Consider the following 17,788-nt stretch of genomic DNA (forward strand, 5'->3'; position numbering starts at 1 on the left):
GCCCCACACTAACGGCTGAGAGCAGCACGGTCCGCCGCCTGCGACAAGGGCGCAGACCGCGGACCGGTCATTACGTACGGAGTTGTGCGGATTGACCAAGGGGCCCCGCCGGTCCTCGAACAGACGGCGGACACCGGTCGGACAGTGTTCAGATCGCGGCTTTCTTCAGGCGTCGGCGCTCTCGCTCCGACAGGCCGCCCCAGATACCGAATCTCTCGTCGTTGGCAAGGGCGTATTCAAGGCATTCGGAGCGGACCTCGCAGGCGAGGCAGACCTTTTTTGCCTCACGGGTGGAACCGCCCTTCTCGGGGAAGAAGGACTCGGGATCGGTCTGGGCGCACAAGGCGCGCTCCTGCCAGCCGAGTTCCTCGTCCGCGTCCTCGACCAGCAGTTGCTGGAACAGCTCGGTCATGTGCGCCCCTCGTCTGTCTTTTGCGTCCCCGTGATGCGGCCGCTGTCGATTTCCGGCCGAACGACACGAGTGAAATTACAAGTGTGTGGCTCCGGGCCAGTCAAGCCGAGATCTGCTATTGGGCCCTGTATTCACTCTGCGGAACCAAGGCTATGCGGAAAGTGTTCAAATCACCAAAAACCTGACACATGCCACTGGCCCGTCCACTTCGCCTACCCGCAGTCGCCCCTCCTCAACGGAGGAGACGTCACCGGCTCCGACCGCGTTGCCGACCCGGGGCGCGGAGGCGATCCGGATCACAGTCTGATCACGAGGGGGCGACGGTGTTTGCGAGCACGGTCGCTGCCCCATGTCTCCACACTTACAGGTGGACAAACCTTTCACCTGCCTCAGTAACCGGATGAGGTGAAACATTGCCGCCAAATCGGTCATCAAGTTGACATCGATGACCTCGGTCGCCACCTTTGTTCGTATGCCGGTGATCTCCGCTCAGACCGCGACCCACGTCCGTGGATTCCGCAGTGCTGTCCAGGCTCGCTGTTGCTGCTCCTGCTGTTGATGCCCTCGGGCTCCAGCCGATCTCCTCGACCGTTCTGATCTTCGCGAGTGCTCCGGACTTTCGAATCGTTCCGAGCCTTTCCGCGTGTTCCCGTCTTTCCGGTCGTCTGATCACCTTCTGATCCCCACCACAGCGCTTCCGCGGCGTCCGCCGCGCCGGCGCATCGCTCCGTGACACCCCCTCACATCTTTTCTGCCGAGGATTCACCGCACCCATGAACAGCGACAGCGACCTCCAGATCGCCGGCGACCTCCTTGAGGTCCCGCACCTTCTCCAGCCCGCCCGGGAGCACCCGGCGACCGTGGCCGAATTCGCCGGACTCGCCCGCTCCCTCGCGGGCGACCGCGCGCAGTGGGCCCCGCTCGTCCAGTACGACGCCACCAGCCGCTGGTACCACCGGCTGCGCACCGGCCCCGGCTATGAGGTGTGGCTGCTCTCCTGGGTGCCCGGCCAGGGCAGCGGAGCGCACGGTCACGGCCCGTCCTCGGGCGTACTGACCGTGCTCGCCGGGGAACTGACGGAGCGTACGGAGCGCGGCAGCCGGGTGCTCGCGCCGGGCGCACAGCGGGTCTTCGCCCCCGGCTATGTCCACGAGGTCGTCAACGACACCATCGAACCGGCCGTCAGCCTGCACATCTACTACCCGGGCCTGACCGAGATGCCGGCGCACTCGGCCCGCTGCGCCCCGGCAGCCCAGGAGGCCGTACGCGCCTGAGCCCCGAGGGCCCGACCACCGCCCCCGGCCGGACGGCCCCAGCCGGACGGCCCCGGCTGAGACACTGTCCCCATGCGCATTGTGGTTCTGGCCGGCGGTATCGGCGGCGCCCGCTTCCTCCGCGGCCTCAAGCAGGCCGCGCCCGACGCGGACGTCACGGTGATCGGCAATACGGGTGACGACATCCATCTGTTCGGGCTGAAGGTCTGCCCCGACCTCGACACCGTGATGTACACCCTCGGCGGTGGCATCAATGAAGAGCAGGGCTGGGGGCGTACCGACGAGACGTTCCAGGTCAAGGAGGAGCTCGCGGCCTACGGCGTCGGACCGGGGTGGTTCGGCCTCGGCGACCGCGACGTCGCCACCCATATCGTCCGCACCCAGATGATCGGCGCGGGCTATCCGCTCAGCGCCGTCACCGAGGCGCTCTGCGCCCGCTGGAAGCCGGGCGTGCGGCTGCTGCCGATGTCCGACGACCGCGTCGAGACGCATGTCGCCGTCGATGTGGACGGCGAACGCAAGGCGGTGCACTTCCAGGAGTACTGGGTGAAGATGCGGGCGTCCGTGGACGCCCAGGCGGTCGTCCCGGTCGGCGCCGACCAGGCGAAGCCCGCGCCGGGGGTGCTCGACGCCATCGCCTCGGCCGACGTCATTCTCTTCCCGCCGTCCAACCCCGTCGTCAGTATCGGCACGATCCTCGCCGTCCCCGGCATCCGGGAAGCCATCGCCGACGCGGGCGTACCGGTCGTCGGCCTCTCCCCCATCGTCGGCGACGCGCCCGTGCGCGGGATGGCCGACAAGGTGCTGGCCGCCATCGGTGTCGAGTCGACGGCCTCGGCCGTCGCCCTGCACTACGGGTCCGGGCTGCTGGACGGCTGGCTCGTCGACACCGTGGACGCGGCCGCCGTGGCCGACATCGAGGCCGCGGGGATCCGCACCAGGGCCGTCCCGCTGCTGATGACGGACGTGGACGCCGCCGCCGCGATGGCGCGGGAGGCGCTCACCCTGGCCGAGGAGGTACGGGCATGACGTCGTACCGCGTCCGCGCGCTGCCCGGGCTTCCGGAGGTACGCCCCGGCGACGACCTCGCGAAGCTGGTCGCGGCCACCGATCCCGGTCTGGCGGACGGCGACATCCTGCTGGTCACCTCGAAGATTGTCTCCAAGGCCGAGGGCCGGATCGTCGAGGCGGCCGACCGCGAGGCAGCGATAGACACGGAGACGGTACGGGTGGTCGCGCGCCGCGGTCCCCTCCGTATCGTCGAGAACAGGCTGGGGCTGGTGATGGCGGCGGCCGGGGTCGACGCCTCCAACACCGCCCCCGGCACGGTGCTCCTGCTGCCCGAGGACCCCGACGCCTCGGCGCGGACGATCCGGGACGGGCTGCGCGACGCGCTCGGCGTGGACATCGGTGTGATCGTCACGGACACCTTCGGCCGGCCCTGGCGCAACGGCCTCACCGATGTGGCGATCGGAGCCGCGGGGGTGCGGGTCCTGGACGATCTGCGCGGCGGGACGGACGCCCACGGCAATCCGCTGAGCGCCACCGTCGTCGCCACCGCCGACGAACTGGCCGCCGCGGGCGATCTGGTCAAGGGCAAGGCCGAGGGCCTGCCGGTCGCGGTGGTGAGCGGTCTGGCGCATCTGGTGGCCGGTTCCGGTGGTCCCACCGGCCCCGGTGATCACGAGGGCGCGCGAGCGATGGTGCGGACCGCCGCCGACGACATGTTCCGGCTCGGCACGTCCGAGGCGGTACGGGAAGCGGTCACCCAGCGGCGCACGGTCCGGGAGTTCACGGACGAGCCGGTCGACCCGGGCGCGGTGCGCCGCGCGGTCGCGGCAGCCGTCACGGCGCCGGCCCCGCACCACACCACGCCGTGGCGCTTTGTCCTGCTGGAGTCCGCGGAGTCCCGCACCCGGCTGCTGGACGCGATGCGTGACGCCTGGATCGCTGATCTGCGCCGCGACGGCAAGTCCGAGGAGTCCGTCGCCAAGCGCGTCCGCCGTGGCGATGTCCTGCGCGCCGCGCCGTATCTGGTGGTGCCGTGCCTGGTCATGGACGGCTCGCACACCTATGGCGACCCGCGCCGGGACACCGCCGAACGCGAGATGTTCGTGGTCGCGGCCGGCGCGGGCGTGCAGAACTTCCTGGTGGCGCTGGCGGGCGAGCGGCTCGGCTCCGCGTGGGTCTCGTCGACGATGTTCTGCCGGGAGGTCGTACGGGACGTGCTGGACCTGCCCGGGGACTGGGACCCGATGGGCGCGGTGGCGGTGGGCCACGCGGCGGCCCCGCCGAAGGACCGGCCGGCCCGGGAGGCGGGGACGTTCATCGAGGTGCGATGACAGGGCTGCCGGCCTACAGGCGGGCGATGTCCCGGACCGGCATACGCGGAGCGCGGCGCGGCGGGGCGTGACCGCCGAGCAGGATCAGCCGGGTCGCGCGGTGGCGCTGGCCCGCGTAGGGAGCGAGCAGCTCCAGCATCGCCGCGTCGTCCGCGTACCGGTCACCCGCCAGCGCGTGGCCGACGATGCCCGGGAGATGGAGATCGCCGACGGTGACGGCGTCCGGGGCGCCGTTCGAACGCTGGACGACCTCCGCGGCGGTCCAGGGACCGATGCCCGGGATCAGCTCCAGCCGGGCGGCGGCCCGCTCCGGGTCCATCGCCGCGGCCTCCTCCAGCCGGCGGGCGACACGGACGGCGCGCAGGATCGTCGAGGAGCGCTTGGCGTCGACACCTGCCGTGTGCCACTCCCAGGAGGGGATCAGCGCCCAGGTCCGCGGGTCGGGCATGACATGGAGCCCCTCGGCGGCGCCGGGCCCCGGCGCGGGCTCGCCGTGCCTGCGTACCAGCAGACGCCAGGCGCGGTACGCCTCGACGGTGGTGACCTTCTGCTCCAGGACGGACGGGATCAGCGACTCCAGCACCAGCCCGGTGCGGCAGAGACGCAGCCCCGGGCGGTGCCGCAGGACCGTGACGAACAGACGGTGGCGCGGAGTGAACGCCTCCGGCTCGTCGGACTCGCCGAGCAGCTCGGGAAGCTGTTCCAGCATCCACTCCGCGCCGGCGCCCCATGCCTCGGCCTCCACGGCGCCGCCGCGTGCCACGACCCGCAGCGTCCCCGGACCGGCCGGCGTCCTGGCGGTCCGCCAGACGGAGCCGTCGGAGCAGGCCCGGAACGTCGGATCGCCGGGCCCCCGGCGCAGCGGTCCAAGGACGAGCCCGAGGTCGTACGGTCCCGCTGGAGGCGTCCAGCGTCGCCGGATCCCGTCCACGGGACCGGGGGGACGCGGCACGGACGGGTGCGCGTGCGCCGTCGGCGCGGGACGGGATCGGGGAACGAAGCGGCCTGCCACGGATGAGGTCCTCGGAGTCGGGGTCTCTCCCGAGAGTAGGCGGTACGGACAGACGCGGCCGGGGCGGGAGGGCCTCCTGCCCGGACGCGCTCCTGGCTGCCCGGGTCGACCGGCCGCCCCGGTCGGCTCGCCCGCCCGGCGGTTCGTCCCGCGCGGGCTACTCGTCCGAGGAGAATCGCACCGACGCCGGCGGGAGGATCGCGTCGCACCAGACGCGGACCCCCTCCCGAAGTTCGTTGTCCGCCCCCACCTGGGCGCCGTCCCCGACGACCGCGCCCGTCAGCACCGTACGGGCGCCCACGCGCGCCCCCGCGCCGATCAGCGAGTCCGTGATCACCGCGCCCTGTTCCACCACCGCGCCGTCCAGCACCGCACTGCCGGTGATCCGCGCCCCCTCGTGGATGACCGCGCCCGCCCCCACCACCGTGCCGCCCGTGAGCTTCGCGCCCGGCGCCACGGAGGCCGTCGGCAGTATCAGCCGGTCGCCGCAGCGGCCCGGGACCGCCGGGGACGGGGCCCGGCCGAGCACCAGGTCGGCCGAGCCGCGGACAAAGGCGTGCGGTGTGCCCAGGTCCAGCCAGTAGGTGGAGTCGACCATGCCCTGGAGATGCGCGCCGGCGGCCAGCAGATCCGGGAAGGTCTCCCGTTCCACCGAGACCGGCCGCCCCGCCGGAATGGAGTCGATCACCGAGCGCCGGAACACATACGCGCCCGCGTTGATCTGATCGGTGACGATCTCCTCGGGTGTCTGCGGCTTCTCCAGGAAAGCCGTGACCCGTCCGCTCCCGTCCGTCGGCACCAGCCCGAAGGCCCGGGGGTCCTCGACCCGCGTCAGATGCAGTGAGACATCCGCCCCGGAGGACGCGTGCGTCGCGACCAGCGCCTCGATGTCCAGGCCCGTCAGGATGTCACCGTTGAAGATCAGCACCGGATCGTCCGGGCCGGAACGCAGCCTGGAGGCGACGTTGCGTATCGCCCCGCCCGTACCGAGCGGCTCCCGCTCGGTGACGTACTCCAGACGCAGCCCGAGTGACGAGCCGTCACCGAAGTACGGCTCGAAGACCTCGGCGAGATAGGAGGTGGCGAGGACGATGTGTTCGACGCCCGCCGCACGCGCGCGGGCGAGCTGATGTGTGAGAAACGGGACGCCTGCCGCCGGGACCATCGGCTTGGGAGTGTGCACCGTGAGCGGCCGCAGCCGGGTGCCCTTGCCGCCGACCAGGAGGATCGCTTCTGTCACCGTGTCGTCTCTGCTTCCTGCTGGGGCCGGCGCTTTCGCATGTACGCATATACGTACCCGTGTACACGCGTACATGGGACCGGCAGTGTATGCAGCCTGTGCGGTGCGTCCCGGGCCAAAGCCTCGATCAGCGGGCCCCGATCGGCGCCTCCTGTCGCTGGTGCGGATCATTGGCACAGCTCAGCGGCCCTGGTACCAGGCCGACGAACGCCGCGCCTTGCCGAGCTTCTCGTAGAGGCGGGTTCCTGGACATTCGGTGGCGAACCCGTCCCGGTGCCCCGAGATCGTATTGAGCCTGACCCGCATCCCCCTCCGGTACTTGTCGCTCCCCGCGGATGTGAGCGTGACCTTGCCGCGCGGGTTGACCCCGTACATCCCGAGCTTCCACGCGGTGAGCCTGGCGATGGCGGTCGTGGTGGCCGCCGGTGGTCTCATCCTGTTGTACGTTCCGAGGACGGCGATGCCCATGCTGTTCGTGTTGAAACCGAGCGTGTGGGCACCCACGACGGACCTGGCCACTCCCCCGGCCCGCCCTTCGTAGATGTTTCCGCACCTGTCGATGGCGAAGTTGTAGCCGATGTCGCGCCAGCCACTGCTCTTGACGTGGTAGCGGTAGATACTGCGCAGGACGGACGGTGCCTGCGCGCAGCGGTAGTTGTTGCCCGTCCCGGTGTGATGGACGAAGGCCGCCTTGACCACGGATCCGGTGTAACCGAAGTCCCTCTCGCGCATCCGCTCGTTCGCGCCCCAGCCCCGGCGCGTGATGATCCGCGGGCGCGGGCCCACATGCGGCCGGGAGTAGCGGAGCGCGGCCATCGTCTGCTTCCTGGACAGGGCCGGGATCTCGGTGCCACCGCGGATGGTGAGCCCCGCGTTGGCGGACCTCGGGTCGTTCGGGACGGCCGCGCCGAGGGACCGGTGCTGTCTCCCCGGCGGACGCCCGGCCGCGCCGTCGCCGACGATGTCGTCCGGGGTCACCCCGATCTCCGCGACCGTCCCGCCGGAGGACGGCAAGCCGTTGCCCGGGTCGACCAGTTCCAGGCGCAGCCCCTCGGGCAGCCGCGCGCGCGGCGCTCCTGCCGCGCCCGCCCGGCCGGCCGGCCGTACCCGGACCTCGACACCGTCCGAGCCGCCGACCCAGAGCGGGGCGGTGGAGCCGCGCACCGTCCCCGAGTCGCGCTCCTCCGTACCGCGGTCGGCGCCGTGCTCGTGGTTGTGTGTCTCCAGTTCCTGCCAGGGGGACCACCGCCGCGTCCCGGACGCGCGGGTGCGGACCTGGACCTTTCCGTCGAGTTCTTCGTCGGCGCTCTCCCAGACGAGGCCGAGCAGCGAGAACGACCCGACATCCCGCCGGGTCACTCCCTGCTGCGCGGCCGAGCCGAGCGCCCGGTTCCGGCCGAGCGGGGCCAGCGGAAGCGACTGGGTGGAGCCCGGCGGTTCCGCCGTGTCCGCCGTGTCCGCCGTGTCCGCCGGGACAGTGGGCTGCTGGGAGGCCGCTCGCTGGGGTACGGCATGCGGGACGGCGGCCCCCGGAGCGGCGACCGCGTCCGACGGCAGCGACAGCGGGAGGATCAGGGCCGCGGTGCACGCGACACCGATCGAGGTTGCAAGGTAGGCACGCATGGGGTGATCCTGACGGCGTCCCGACGATCCCGCCCGCCGGGAAAACTGACGGACCGTCGGGCCAACCGGTGGGCGCCGTCACCGGTACGGCGGTGGGCGAACGGCGTGGCGGCGTACCCTTTCCCGGGTGAACGCCAGCGACCGCACCCCCGCCGACCTGCTGCGATCCGCTCTCCTCAGCGATCCGGCCCGCCCCTTGGTCACTTTCTACGACGATGCCACCGGTGAACGCGTGGAATTGTCCGTGGCCACCTTCGCCAACTGGGTGTCCAAGACCGCCAATCTGCTCCAGGGCGACCTCGCCGCGGCGCCCGGCGACCGGCTCGCGCTGCTGCTGCCCGCGCACTGGCAGAGCGCCGTCTGGCTGCTCGCCTGTTCCTCCGTCGGTGTGACGGCCGAGATCGGCGGCGACCCCGCCGGAGCGGATCTTGTCGTCAGCGGCCCCGACACCCTGGACGCGGCGCGCGCGTGCCGCGGGGAGCGGGTGGCACTGGCGCTGCGTCCGCTGGGCGGCCGTTTCCCGCAGCCACCGGCGGGCTTCGCGGACTACGCGGTCGAGGTGCCGGGCCAGGGTGACCGCTTCGCGCCGTACGCCCCGGTGGACCCGGAGGCGCCGGCGCTCGTCGTCGACGGCACGGAGCTGACGGGGGACCAGATCGTCGCGCGTGCGCGGGCGGACGCCGGGGAGCGCGGCCTCGCGCCCGGCTCACGGCTGCTGTCCGGACTCGCGTACGACACCTGGGCGGGGCTGTCGGCCGGGCTGTTCGCCCCGCTCGCGGCCGGGGGGTCGGTGGTGCTCTGCCGTCACCTCGAACAGCTCCCGGCAGCGGCGCTCGAAAAGCGTTTCGAAAGTGAACGCGTGACCGACAGGGCGGTTTGACCGCCGCCAGGCAGGAAAGATGACAAGCCGCCGGAGGCCACTCGACCGGCGCACAGCAGGACCCCGGATGTCCAGGACCGGCACTCAACCGCAGTACATGATCGGCGATACGTGCCCCCCGCAGCACAACCAAGCGCGGGGTTCGCCCGTCTACCCCAGCAACCGGCGGCCCAGCGCGTCGCCGACGCCTTGTAAGGATGGACGCAGACGTGACCGACAGTGCTGGCACGCCGGCCGAACCTGAGACCCCGGCCGCGAACAAGCCGGCGACAGGAACGCCTGAGCCCGACGACGAGAGCCCGGCGCGCGAGCCGGCGCCCGGGGACGCCGACACGCCCCCCGGCGAGCGGGAGACAGGCGGGGAGGGGACGGACGGCCCGGCGGTGGCCGGGGCCACCCCGCCCACCGACGCGACCGACACGACCAGCACGACCGCCGCCGACGCGACCGGCGACGACGACGCCACCGGCGGCGACAGCGCGACCGCGACCGCCGGAAAAAACGTCTCTTCGCGCCCCAACCGCAAGAGCCACTGGGTTCGTTGGACCGCCCTCGGGACCTCCGTCGTCGTACTCGCCGCCGCCGCTGCCGGCTGGTGGCTCTACGAGAAGCTCGACGGCAACATCACCACCGACACCACCGCCGCCGCCGAGCTGCGGACCTATGAGAAGGACCGGCCGACTCCCGTCGTCCTGAACGCGCAGAACATACTGCTCCTCGGCTCCGACACCCGCTCGGGCAAGGGCAACGGCAAGTACGGTCAGGACGACGGCGGATCGCAGCGTTCCGACACCACGATCCTGCTGCACCTCGCGGCCGACCGGCAGAGCGCCACGGCCGTCTCCATCCCGCGTGACCTGATGGTGGACATCCCGAGTTGCCGCAAGCCGGACGGCACCCGCACCGGCGAGCGCTACGCCCAGTTCAACTGGGCCTTCGAATTCGGCGGCGCGGCCTGCACGATCCGCACGATAGAGAAGCTCACCGGCATACGGGTCGACCACCACATGGTGATCGACTTCAGTGGCTTCAAAGATGTCGTGGACGCGGTGGACGGCGTCCAGGTCTGTCTCAAGGAGCCGGTCGACGACAAGCAGGCGCAGCTCAAGCTGCCCGCCGGCACCCCGACCCTCAATGGGGAGCAGGCTCTCGGCTTCGTACGCGCCCGCCATGACATCGGCGACGGCAGCGACACGCAGCGCATGGAGCGGCAGCAGCGCTTCCTCGGCGCCCTGTTCAAGAAGGTGCAGAGCAACGGGGTGCTGCTCAACCCGACCCGGCTGTATCCGGTGCTGGACGCGGCCACCAAGGCCCTCACCACCGACCCGGGGCTGAACAGCCTCCAGGACCTCTATGACCTGGCGCGTTCCATGCAGAGCGTCCCGACGGAGAAGGTGCAGTTCCTGACCGCTCCCCGGGAGCCCTACAGCGCGGACCCGAATCGCGATCAGCTCCAGCAGCCCGACGCCGGAAATCTTTTCAAACAACTGCGCGACGACCAACCCGTCTCGGTCACACCGGCCGGGAAGTCCGGCGACTCCGCCAGGAGCGAGGACTCCGGTAAGAGCGAGGAGCCCCGGAAGAGTTCCGAAGACGCCACCGGCGGCATAAGCACCGGCGACGGCGCAGGCGGCGGGGAAAACAATTCTTCGACCGACGAGAAGTCTGGCGATTCCGCGCCGGGAAACGCTGGCCGGGTGCCCACATTCTCGGGCTCAAATGCCGCTCAGGGCCCGTGCGATTAGAACGGTGAGCGAAAAGAACCCGTCCGCCGCGGAGATGGGGCGGAGCGTCGGCTTGTAATGCGTGTGGAATTTGTCAAGGTCGTCGTCCGATGCCGAACTGTGCAGATAGTGTGACGTGATCCGTGCATCCGTGAGTTCACGCACTGCCGGATCGAAAGACCGAGCGCCTTCGGGGGAAGGCGCCTCGCGTGGCACCGACGGAGGATTCAAGCAACCGTGGATGCGCAAGACCGTGGACAGGCGGGCGAATTCGACTCCGCCGATCAGTGGGTTCTCAACCCGCGGACCGGCCATTACGAACTGCGGCTGGACCGGTCCCCGGAGCAGTCCGCCTCTTCCCGCCCGCGCGGCGCCGGAGGGGGCGCGCCGCGCGCGGAGGCGCCGGACCCGGGCGGCCCGCGTAACGGCGCCGCCCAGAACGGTCCCGCGCGAACGTCCTCCTCCCGGGCCGAAAACGGACCGGGCCCGGCGCCGGGGGCCGCCGAGCGCGCCGGCGCCGCGCCACGCCCCGATCTGCCCGCGCAGCGCAGCCGCCGCGCCCGGGACGCGGCCGACGCCGCCCTCGCCGCGGGACGCCGCAAGCGCAGACCCGGGAAGCCGGGCAGGAGAAGGGCCCTGCTGTGGAGCGGCGGCATGCTGGCGCTGCTGATCGCCGGCGGTTCGGTCGGCTCGTACCTCGTCTACCAGCACCTCAGCGGCAATATCGACACGATCGACATCGGCGGCGCGGGCAGCGGCGGCTTCAAGAAGGACCGGGCCGTCAATGTCCTGGTGATCGGCACGGACAAGCGGACCGGATCGGGCAACGAGAGTTACGGCGACAAGGACAGCGTCGGCCATGCCGAGACCACGATCCTGTTCCATGTGTCCAAGGACCGTACGAACGCGACGGCGCTCTCCATCCCCCGCGACATGATCACCGACATCCCGGACTGCGTCACCAGGACACCGGACGGCATCAGGGTCATCGCGGGGACGGCGGAGACCCGGTTCAACCAGAGCCTCGGCCAGCTCGACCGCGATCCCGGCTGCACGATGCGCACCGTCACGAAGATCACCGGTCTGACGGTCGATCACTTCATGATGGCCGACTTCAACGCCGTCAAGACACTGACGACGGCCCTGGACGGCGTCGAGGTCTGTCTCGCCAAGGACGTCGACGACCCGTCCTCCCGGCTCCGGCTGACCGCGGGCGACCACAAGCTCCAGGGCGAGCAGGCACTGGCCTTCGTGCGGACCCGTAAGAGCTTCGGCAACCGCAGCGACCTCGACCGGATCCAGACACAGCAGCAGTTCCTCGGCTCGATGATCAGGAAGATGAAGTCCGGCGACACCCTGACCAGTCCCGGCAAGCTGTGGAAGCTGGCGGAGGCCGCGACGGAGGCGCTCACGGTCGACACCGGTATCGGGACGATCGAGAGGCTGCGCGATCTCGGTACCGAAATGGCCAAGGTGGACCCGAAGAACATCACCTTCGCGACCGTGCCGGTGGTCGACAGCGAGGACGGCGCGACCGTGCTGCTCAACGAGGCCGAGGCCGAGCCGCTCTTCGCGCTGATGCGGAGCGACACCTCCCTGTCCGAGGTGAAGCAGAAGGAGGCGTTCGCCAGGAGCGAGCGGGAGAGGCTGCTCAGGGGTCCCCGGGCGGACCCGGCAGACGTACACGTCGATGTGTACAACGGCGGTGGTCCGCAGGGTGCGGCGCAGGAGACGCTGGCCTGGCTGCAGGACGAACAGGGCGTACCGAGGTCCGCCAACCGGGGCAACGCCCCGGCGAGAGTGCCCAGGACGACCCTGGAGTACGCGCCCGACCAGGCCGGCCAGGCGCGGGCGCTCGCGGACATGATGGGCCTTCCCGCCGCGGCGCTGAAGCGGACGGCCGGGGGCCGGGCCGGGCTCCGGCCCATGTCGCTGACGCTGGGGCCGGACTTCAGAGCCGCGGGAGTGTCCGTCGGCGGGCCGGCGGAAGTGCCGGAGGGGGTACGGCGGATGGCGGCCGACAAGCGCGTCTGCGCCAAGTGACGCCTGGTCAGCGGCGCGGCGGGGGCCGCCCGTACGGGCCGGCGCCCGAGGCACCAGGAGCGGGCCACGGGCGCCGTACGGCCGGATCGCGGCGCCGAGCCGGGGAACCGGACAGACAGGGAGACCGGACGGACAGTCAGGCCGGACGGACAGTCAGACCGGGCGTCAGACGGCGGTGGTGTCGGTCCGCACCGGGGAACGGCGGCTCGCGATGACCTTCTTCGCCAGCGAACGAGGGCTGGTCAGAAAGCCGTACCCCCACGACATGTGCATCGTGGCCAGCGCCACCGGGATCTGGAGCCGGGCCTTGAGCGGCAGGCCCTTGCCCGCCGGGACCGAGCCCGCGATGATCGCGGCCAGATAGCCGGCCGGGACGACCAGGCCCCAGGGCGTGAGCACCACACCGACCACCACACCGGCGGCGATGGCGCAGACGGCCGCCGGCGGAGCGAGATAGCGCAGGTTGATCGAGCCGGAGTGGTAGCGCGCGACGACATGCCGCCAGCGGCCGTACTCCTTGTACTGCTTGGCGAGCGCCCGGACCGAGGGACGGGGCCGGTACTGGACCCGCAGCTCGGGGGAGAACCAGATCCCGCCGCCGGCCTCCCGGATACGGAAGTTCAGCTCCCAGTCCTGGGCGCGGATGAACTCCTCGTTGTAACCGCCCTGCTGCTCCAGCGCCTCGCGCCGGAAGACACCCAGATACACGGTTTCGGCGGGCCCCGCCTCGCCCCCGGTGTGGAAGGCCGCGTTGCCGACGCCGATCTTCGAGGTCATGGCGGCGGCGACCGCGTTCTCCCAGTCGTTCTCGCCCTCGGCGTGCATGATTCCGCCGACGTTCTGCGCGCCCGTCTCCTCAAGCAGTCGGACGGCGGTCGCGATGTAGTCCGGCGAGAGCATACCGTGGCCGTCGACCCGCACCACGACGGGGTGCCTGGACGCCTTGATCGCCGCGTTCAGCGCGGCCGGCGTGCGGCCCGACGGATTGGGGACGGTGTGGACCCGGGCCCGTTCGTTGGACGCGGTCTCGCGCACCAGTTCGGCGGCGATCTCGTCGGTGCGGTCCGTGGACGGGCCGAGCGCGATCACCACCTCCATCTCACCGTCGTACTCCTGCTCCAGGATGTGCCGGACGGAGTTCCTCAGATGGCGTTCCTCGTCGAGCACCGGCATGATCACGGAGACCGCGGGCGGCAGAGCAGGCATGTGGTCCTTCGGGGGTCCTTCGGGCCCGGGGACCGGCCTCGGCCAGGGCTTCACACGGACCGTGGCCGGCCTTCGGGGAACGGCGGTATGACCGCCACGTTACCGCGAACGGGGGACAGCGACGCGCGCCGCCCTGTCGCCGTCCCGTGTCGCTGATCGTATCGGCCTACCTTGCACACGGTCCCCGTCCCCGCTGTCACGCTGTCACCGCGGAGGTGTTTCCCGTGCCCACGCCGCCCCGCTCTCCCGGCCGCTCCGCCCACCGCTCCTCCGCCAGTTCCCACCGCCGGCCCGCCCCGCTCCCCCGGCCCGCCGGCCGGCCGGGACCCGGCGCGGGGCGGGGCACGAAGCGACCGCGCTGGGGCATGCGGCTGGCGACGACCCTCTCCGTACTGGTGCTGGGCGCCGGCGGCATCGGGCACGCGGTGATGACCAGCCTCAACTCCGGTATCGGCCGGGTGGACGCGTTCAAGGACATGAAGAACCGGCCCGACGAGGGCCACGGCCTGAACTTCCTCCTCGTCGGCACCGACGGCCGCGACAAGATCACGGAGAAGGAGCGGCAGAAGTACCGGCTCGGAGGCGCTCCCTGCCACTGCACCGACACGATCATGCTGGTCCATCTCTCGGAGAACGGCGAGCGCGCCAGCGTGGTGAGCGTGCCGCGCGACAGTTACGCGGAGCTGCCGGAGCACACCGATGTGACCACCGGCAAGCACCACAAGCCGCACCCGGTGAAGATCAACGCGGCCTACGCGGAGGGCGGGCCGAATCTGACGGTCCGGACCGTGGAGCACATGACGGGCGTGAAGATCGGCCACTATCTGGAGGTCGACTTCACCAGCTTCATGAAGACGGTGGACGCCCTCGGCGGGGTGGAGATCTGTACGCCCAGGCCGCTGAGCGACGCGTACACCGGGCTCGACCTGACACCCGGCACCCACAAGCTGGACGGCGGGCAGGCGCTCCAGTACGTACGGTCCCGGCATGTCGACGGCACCGCCGACCTCAGCAGGATGGAGCGCCAGCAGCGGTTCGTGGCCGCCCTGATCAGCCGCGCGACCAGCAGCGGTGTCCTGCTCAATCCGGTGAAGCTCCGGGACATCACCTCGACGATGCTGAGCTCCGTCCGGGCCGACTCGGGCTTCGGTACGGAGGAGATGCTGGCCGTCAACGAGGCGATGCGCGGCTTCTCTCCCTCCGCCGCCGAGTTCACCTCGGTGCCGGTCACCGGCAACAGCGTCGCGGTCAAGGGCATCGGCGCCACGGTGAGGTGGGATCCGGTGAAGTCGAAGAAGCTCTTCCAGGCGCTGCGCGAGGACAAGCCGCTGACACCGGCCGAGACCCCGCGCACGCCAGTGCCCATGGAGACCACCGAAACCCTGGCGAACCGGGCGAGCCTCCGGATCCCCCGGACCTCGCTGAGTCCTCCGGTCTCCCCGGGCCCGGAGATCTCCCGGAGCGCTCAGGTCTCCCGGAGCCCGGGGGCCGCCGGGGGCGGGCCGGGTGATCTCCCGGTCGGGCGGAGTCCGCAGCCGCGGGGGGACGTCGCGCTGGTCGAGGTGAAGCCGCAGCGGATCCGGGTGCAGGTCATCAATGGGACGCGGACGGACGGACTCGGCAAACAGGTGGACGACGCGCTGCGCGCCACCGGCTTCAACACGACCCGGACGCCCCTCACCTCGGACGGCCGCGATGCGCGGCGCACGGTTGTGCTCTACGACCCGCGCTGGGACCGCTCGGCGAAGTCCCTGGCCGCCGCCCTGCCCGGCAGCGAGCTGCGCCCGGTGCGGAAGCAGGGCGCGGTGCTCAAGGTGATCGCGGGGTCGGACTACAAGGCCGTGCGGCCCGTACGTGTGGAGGAACCGCCGAAGGGCCAGTTCGGCACGGTCACCGGGGACCAGGTCGCCTGCCCCTGACCTGCTGACCGGCCGGCCCTGCCGCACATGGGCGGTAGCCGGGCGCCGCGACGGGCACCGCGCGGCTCACTGGTCGTCGATGCCGTCCGCCGCGCGCTTCTCCCGCAGCTCCTTGATGGCGCGGCGCCGGGCGAGCCGGTGCGTACGGCGGATCTGCGCCTCCTGGTAGCGGCGCCGGTCCCGCTCCGTCTCCGGCACCACCGGGGGTACGGGACGCGGCTTGCCCTCCGCGTCCACGGCCGTGAAGACCAGATACGCGCTGCCGACCTGGGTCGCGGGGGTCGACTCGTTCCAGCGCTCCGCCAGCACCCGCACGCCGACCTCCATGGAGGACCGGCCCGTCCAGTTGACCTGTGCCTTCACATGGACCAGGTCGCCGACCCGCACCGGCTCCAGAAAGACCATCTCGTCCATGGAGGCGGTCACCGCCGGGCCGCCGGAGTGCCGTCCCGCGACGGCACCCGCCGCGTCGTCGACCAGCTTCATGATCACGCCACCGTGCACCGTGCCCAGGAGATTGGTGTCACTGCCGGTCATGATGTGGCTGAGTGTGGTCCGGGACGCGGAGGTGGGCTTGCCCGCTATCTCGGTCCCCGGGGAAAAGACCTGGTCTGTCATGCGCTCCACCCTATGCGGCGGCCGGCGCGGGAGGGCATTGCATCAGCTTGGCAACAGCCCCGACCCGATTTCCCACCTGCTCTGTTTGGCGCCGGGGCGGGCCCTGCACACTGGTCCGCATGAATGAATGGCCCGATGGATGGAACGGCGACCGCGGCGCGCGCCGCGACCGTTACGGGCGCGGCAGCGCGGGCGCGCAGCCCGAGAGCGCGCGCGTGATGCCCCACGTACCGCCGGGGAGCGTCCCCCAGCAGCCCGGAGGGTACGGCCAGGGCCATGCCCAGACGTACGACAGCGGATACAACACCGGTCAGGTCTACGGCCGGCCGCCGAGCGGCGGCAACGGCGGAGCGCCGCCCCCGCCGGGCTATTCCTCGCCGCGCAGCGCGCCGGACTGGCGCCGCCGCCTCAAGGTCGGCTCACTGGTGCTGATCGTCGCGATACTCGGCGTCTCCATCAGCACATACTTCTGGGCCGACTCCAAGCTCCAGCGCGAGGTCGACCTCTCCAAGGTCATCGAGCGCCCGGAGGCGGGCGACGGCACCAACTACCTGATCGTCGGCTCCGACAGCCGCGAAGGCATGTCGGCGGACGAGAAGAAGAAGCTCCACACGGGTTCGGCCGAGGGCAAGCGCACCGACTCGATGATGATCCTGCACGACGGGTCCAACGGCCCGACGCTCATCTCGCTCCCGCGCGACTCCAATGTGACGATCCCGTCGTTCCGGGGTTCGGAGTCCGGCAAGTTCTACGCGAACACGGGCCGCCAGACCAAGCTCAACGCGGCCTACGCGTCGGACGGCCCCGAACTGCTCGTCCGTACCGTCGAGTACAACACCGGCCTGCACATCGACCACTATGTCGAGATCGGCTTCGCGGGCTTCGCCAATATCGTGGACGCGATCGGCGGGGTGGAGATCGACATCCCGAAGGCGTTCAAGGACAAGCACTCCGGCGCCGACTTCCAGGCGGGCAAGCAGACGCTGAACGGCGAGGAGTCGCTGGCCTTCGTACGGACGCGGTACGCCTTCGCCAACAGTGACCTGGACCGGACGAAGAACCAGCAGAAGTTCCTGGCGGCCCTGGCCTCGCAGACGGCCACGCCCGGCACGATCCTCAACCCGTTCAAGCTCTACCCGACGATGGGCGCGGGCCTGGACACGCTGATCGTGGACAAGGACATGTCCCTGTGGTCCCTGGGCCAGATGTTCTTCGCGATGAAGGGCGTCACGGGCGGCGAGGGCAAGTCCATGAACATGCCGATCTCGGGCAGCGCGGGCGGCAATCTCGTCTGGGACAAGGCCAAGGTCAAGGAGCTGGTGAAGCAGCTCAACAACGACGAGAAGGTCACGGTCTCCCAGTAACCCCTGGAGCCGTGTGGAGCGGGCCGGTGGCACCCCCCGGGGGGTGCAGTGTCTGCTCAACAAACAGGCCGGCAGGAAGATCGTGGAGGTGGACGGGGTCTTCGGTCCCCGCACCGAAGGCTGGGTCGAGA

Annotated in this window: 14 protein-coding genes; 8 read left to right on the forward strand and 6 right to left on the reverse strand. The window is 71.0% G+C overall.

Features of this window, described 5'->3' with window-relative positions:
• Positions 1-148: 148 nt before the first annotated feature.
• Positions 149-412: a WhiB family transcriptional regulator gene (locus ABZ707_RS08580; protein WP_014046372.1), complete on the reverse strand. Its 264-nt coding sequence runs from the start codon at positions 410-412 to the stop codon at positions 149-151.
• A 773-nt stretch (positions 413-1,185) separates the two neighbouring features.
• Between ABZ707_RS08580 and ABZ707_RS08585 the strand changes: the two genes are divergently transcribed.
• The 3 genes from ABZ707_RS08585 to ABZ707_RS08595 all read left to right on the forward strand — a co-directional run bounded on the left by ABZ707_RS08585 (position 1,186) and on the right by ABZ707_RS08595 (position 4,028).
• Positions 1,186-1,686, forward strand: coding sequence for a cysteine dioxygenase family protein (locus ABZ707_RS08585; protein ID WP_360169981.1), 501 nt, complete (start codon positions 1,186-1,188; stop codon positions 1,684-1,686).
• Positions 1,687-1,758: 72 nt separating this feature from the next.
• Positions 1,759-2,715, forward strand: a complete 957-nt coding sequence (gene cofD, locus ABZ707_RS08590) for a 2-phospho-L-lactate transferase (RefSeq protein WP_360169984.1) — start codon at positions 1,759-1,761, stop codon at positions 2,713-2,715.
• Complete coding sequence (locus tag ABZ707_RS08595; protein WP_360169987.1) at positions 2,712-4,028, forward strand: coenzyme F420-0:L-glutamate ligase; 1,317 nt, start codon at positions 2,712-2,714, stop codon at positions 4,026-4,028. Before cofD ends, ABZ707_RS08595 begins: the two co-directional genes overlap by 4 nt.
• A 13-nt stretch (positions 4,029-4,041) precedes the next feature.
• Here the strand turns inward: ABZ707_RS08595 and ABZ707_RS08600 are convergent, their stop codons facing one another.
• The 3 genes from ABZ707_RS08600 to ABZ707_RS08610 all read right to left on the reverse strand — a co-directional run bounded on the left by ABZ707_RS08600 (position 4,042) and on the right by ABZ707_RS08610 (position 7,903).
• Complete coding sequence (locus tag ABZ707_RS08600) at positions 4,042-4,980, reverse strand: DNA-3-methyladenine glycosylase 2 family protein (RefSeq protein WP_360169990.1); 939 nt, start codon at positions 4,978-4,980, stop codon at positions 4,042-4,044.
• 217 nt (positions 4,981-5,197) lie between these two features.
• Positions 5,198-6,280, reverse strand: coding sequence for an NDP-sugar synthase (locus tag ABZ707_RS08605; protein ID WP_360169993.1), 1,083 nt, complete (start codon positions 6,278-6,280; stop codon positions 5,198-5,200).
• A gap of 180 nt (positions 6,281-6,460) precedes the next feature.
• Positions 6,461-7,903 carry a peptidoglycan recognition protein gene (locus tag ABZ707_RS08610; protein ID WP_360169996.1) on the reverse strand — a complete coding sequence of 481 codons (1,443 nt, stop codon included), beginning with the start codon at positions 7,901-7,903 and terminating at the stop codon, positions 6,461-6,463.
• Positions 7,904-8,030: 127 nt separating this feature from the next.
• Between ABZ707_RS08610 and ABZ707_RS08615 the strand changes: the two genes are divergently transcribed.
• The 3 genes from ABZ707_RS08615 (at position 8,031) to ABZ707_RS08625 (ending at position 12,550) form a co-directional block, all read left to right on the forward strand.
• Positions 8,031-8,783 (forward strand): TIGR03089 family protein, encoded by a 753-nt coding sequence (locus tag ABZ707_RS08615; RefSeq protein WP_360169999.1) that lies wholly within the window; start codon positions 8,031-8,033, stop codon positions 8,781-8,783.
• 197 nt (positions 8,784-8,980) lie between these two features.
• Entirely contained in the window at positions 8,981-10,528 is a 1,548-nt protein-coding gene (locus tag ABZ707_RS08620; protein ID WP_360170002.1) for an LCP family protein, read from the forward strand.
• A 216-nt stretch (positions 10,529-10,744) separates the two neighbouring features.
• Positions 10,745-12,550 (forward strand): LCP family protein, encoded by a 1,806-nt coding sequence (locus ABZ707_RS08625; protein WP_360170005.1) that lies wholly within the window; start codon positions 10,745-10,747, stop codon positions 12,548-12,550.
• Positions 12,551-12,715: 165 nt separating this feature from the next.
• Here ABZ707_RS08625 and ABZ707_RS08630 read toward each other — a convergent pair whose 3' ends face one another.
• On the reverse strand, positions 12,716-13,756 hold the full coding sequence (locus ABZ707_RS08630; RefSeq protein ID WP_360170008.1) for a glycosyltransferase family 2 protein: 1,041 nt from the start codon (positions 13,754-13,756) through the stop codon (positions 12,716-12,718).
• Between the two features lie 365 nt (positions 13,757-14,121).
• Here ABZ707_RS08630 and ABZ707_RS08635 point away from each other — a divergent pair, with 365 nt between their 5' ends.
• Positions 14,122-15,675, forward strand: a complete 1,554-nt coding sequence (locus tag ABZ707_RS08635; protein WP_360171265.1) for an LCP family protein — start codon at positions 14,122-14,124, stop codon at positions 15,673-15,675.
• Between the two features lie 66 nt (positions 15,676-15,741).
• Here the strand turns inward: ABZ707_RS08635 and ABZ707_RS08640 are convergent, their stop codons facing one another.
• On the reverse strand, positions 15,742-16,293 hold the full coding sequence (locus ABZ707_RS08640; RefSeq protein WP_360170011.1) for an acyl-CoA thioesterase: 552 nt from the start codon (positions 16,291-16,293) through the stop codon (positions 15,742-15,744).
• 119 nt (positions 16,294-16,412) lie between these two features.
• Here ABZ707_RS08640 and ABZ707_RS08645 point away from each other — a divergent pair, with 119 nt between their 5' ends.
• Positions 16,413-17,657: an LCP family protein gene (locus ABZ707_RS08645; protein WP_360170014.1), complete on the forward strand. Its 1,245-nt coding sequence runs from the start codon at positions 16,413-16,415 to the stop codon at positions 17,655-17,657.
• The last annotated feature ends 131 nt before the right edge of the window (positions 17,658-17,788 follow it).

Source organism: Streptomyces sp. NPDC006923 (genome assembly GCF_040635655.1).
Taxonomy (GTDB): Bacteria; Actinomycetota; Actinomycetes; order Streptomycetales; family Streptomycetaceae; genus Streptomyces.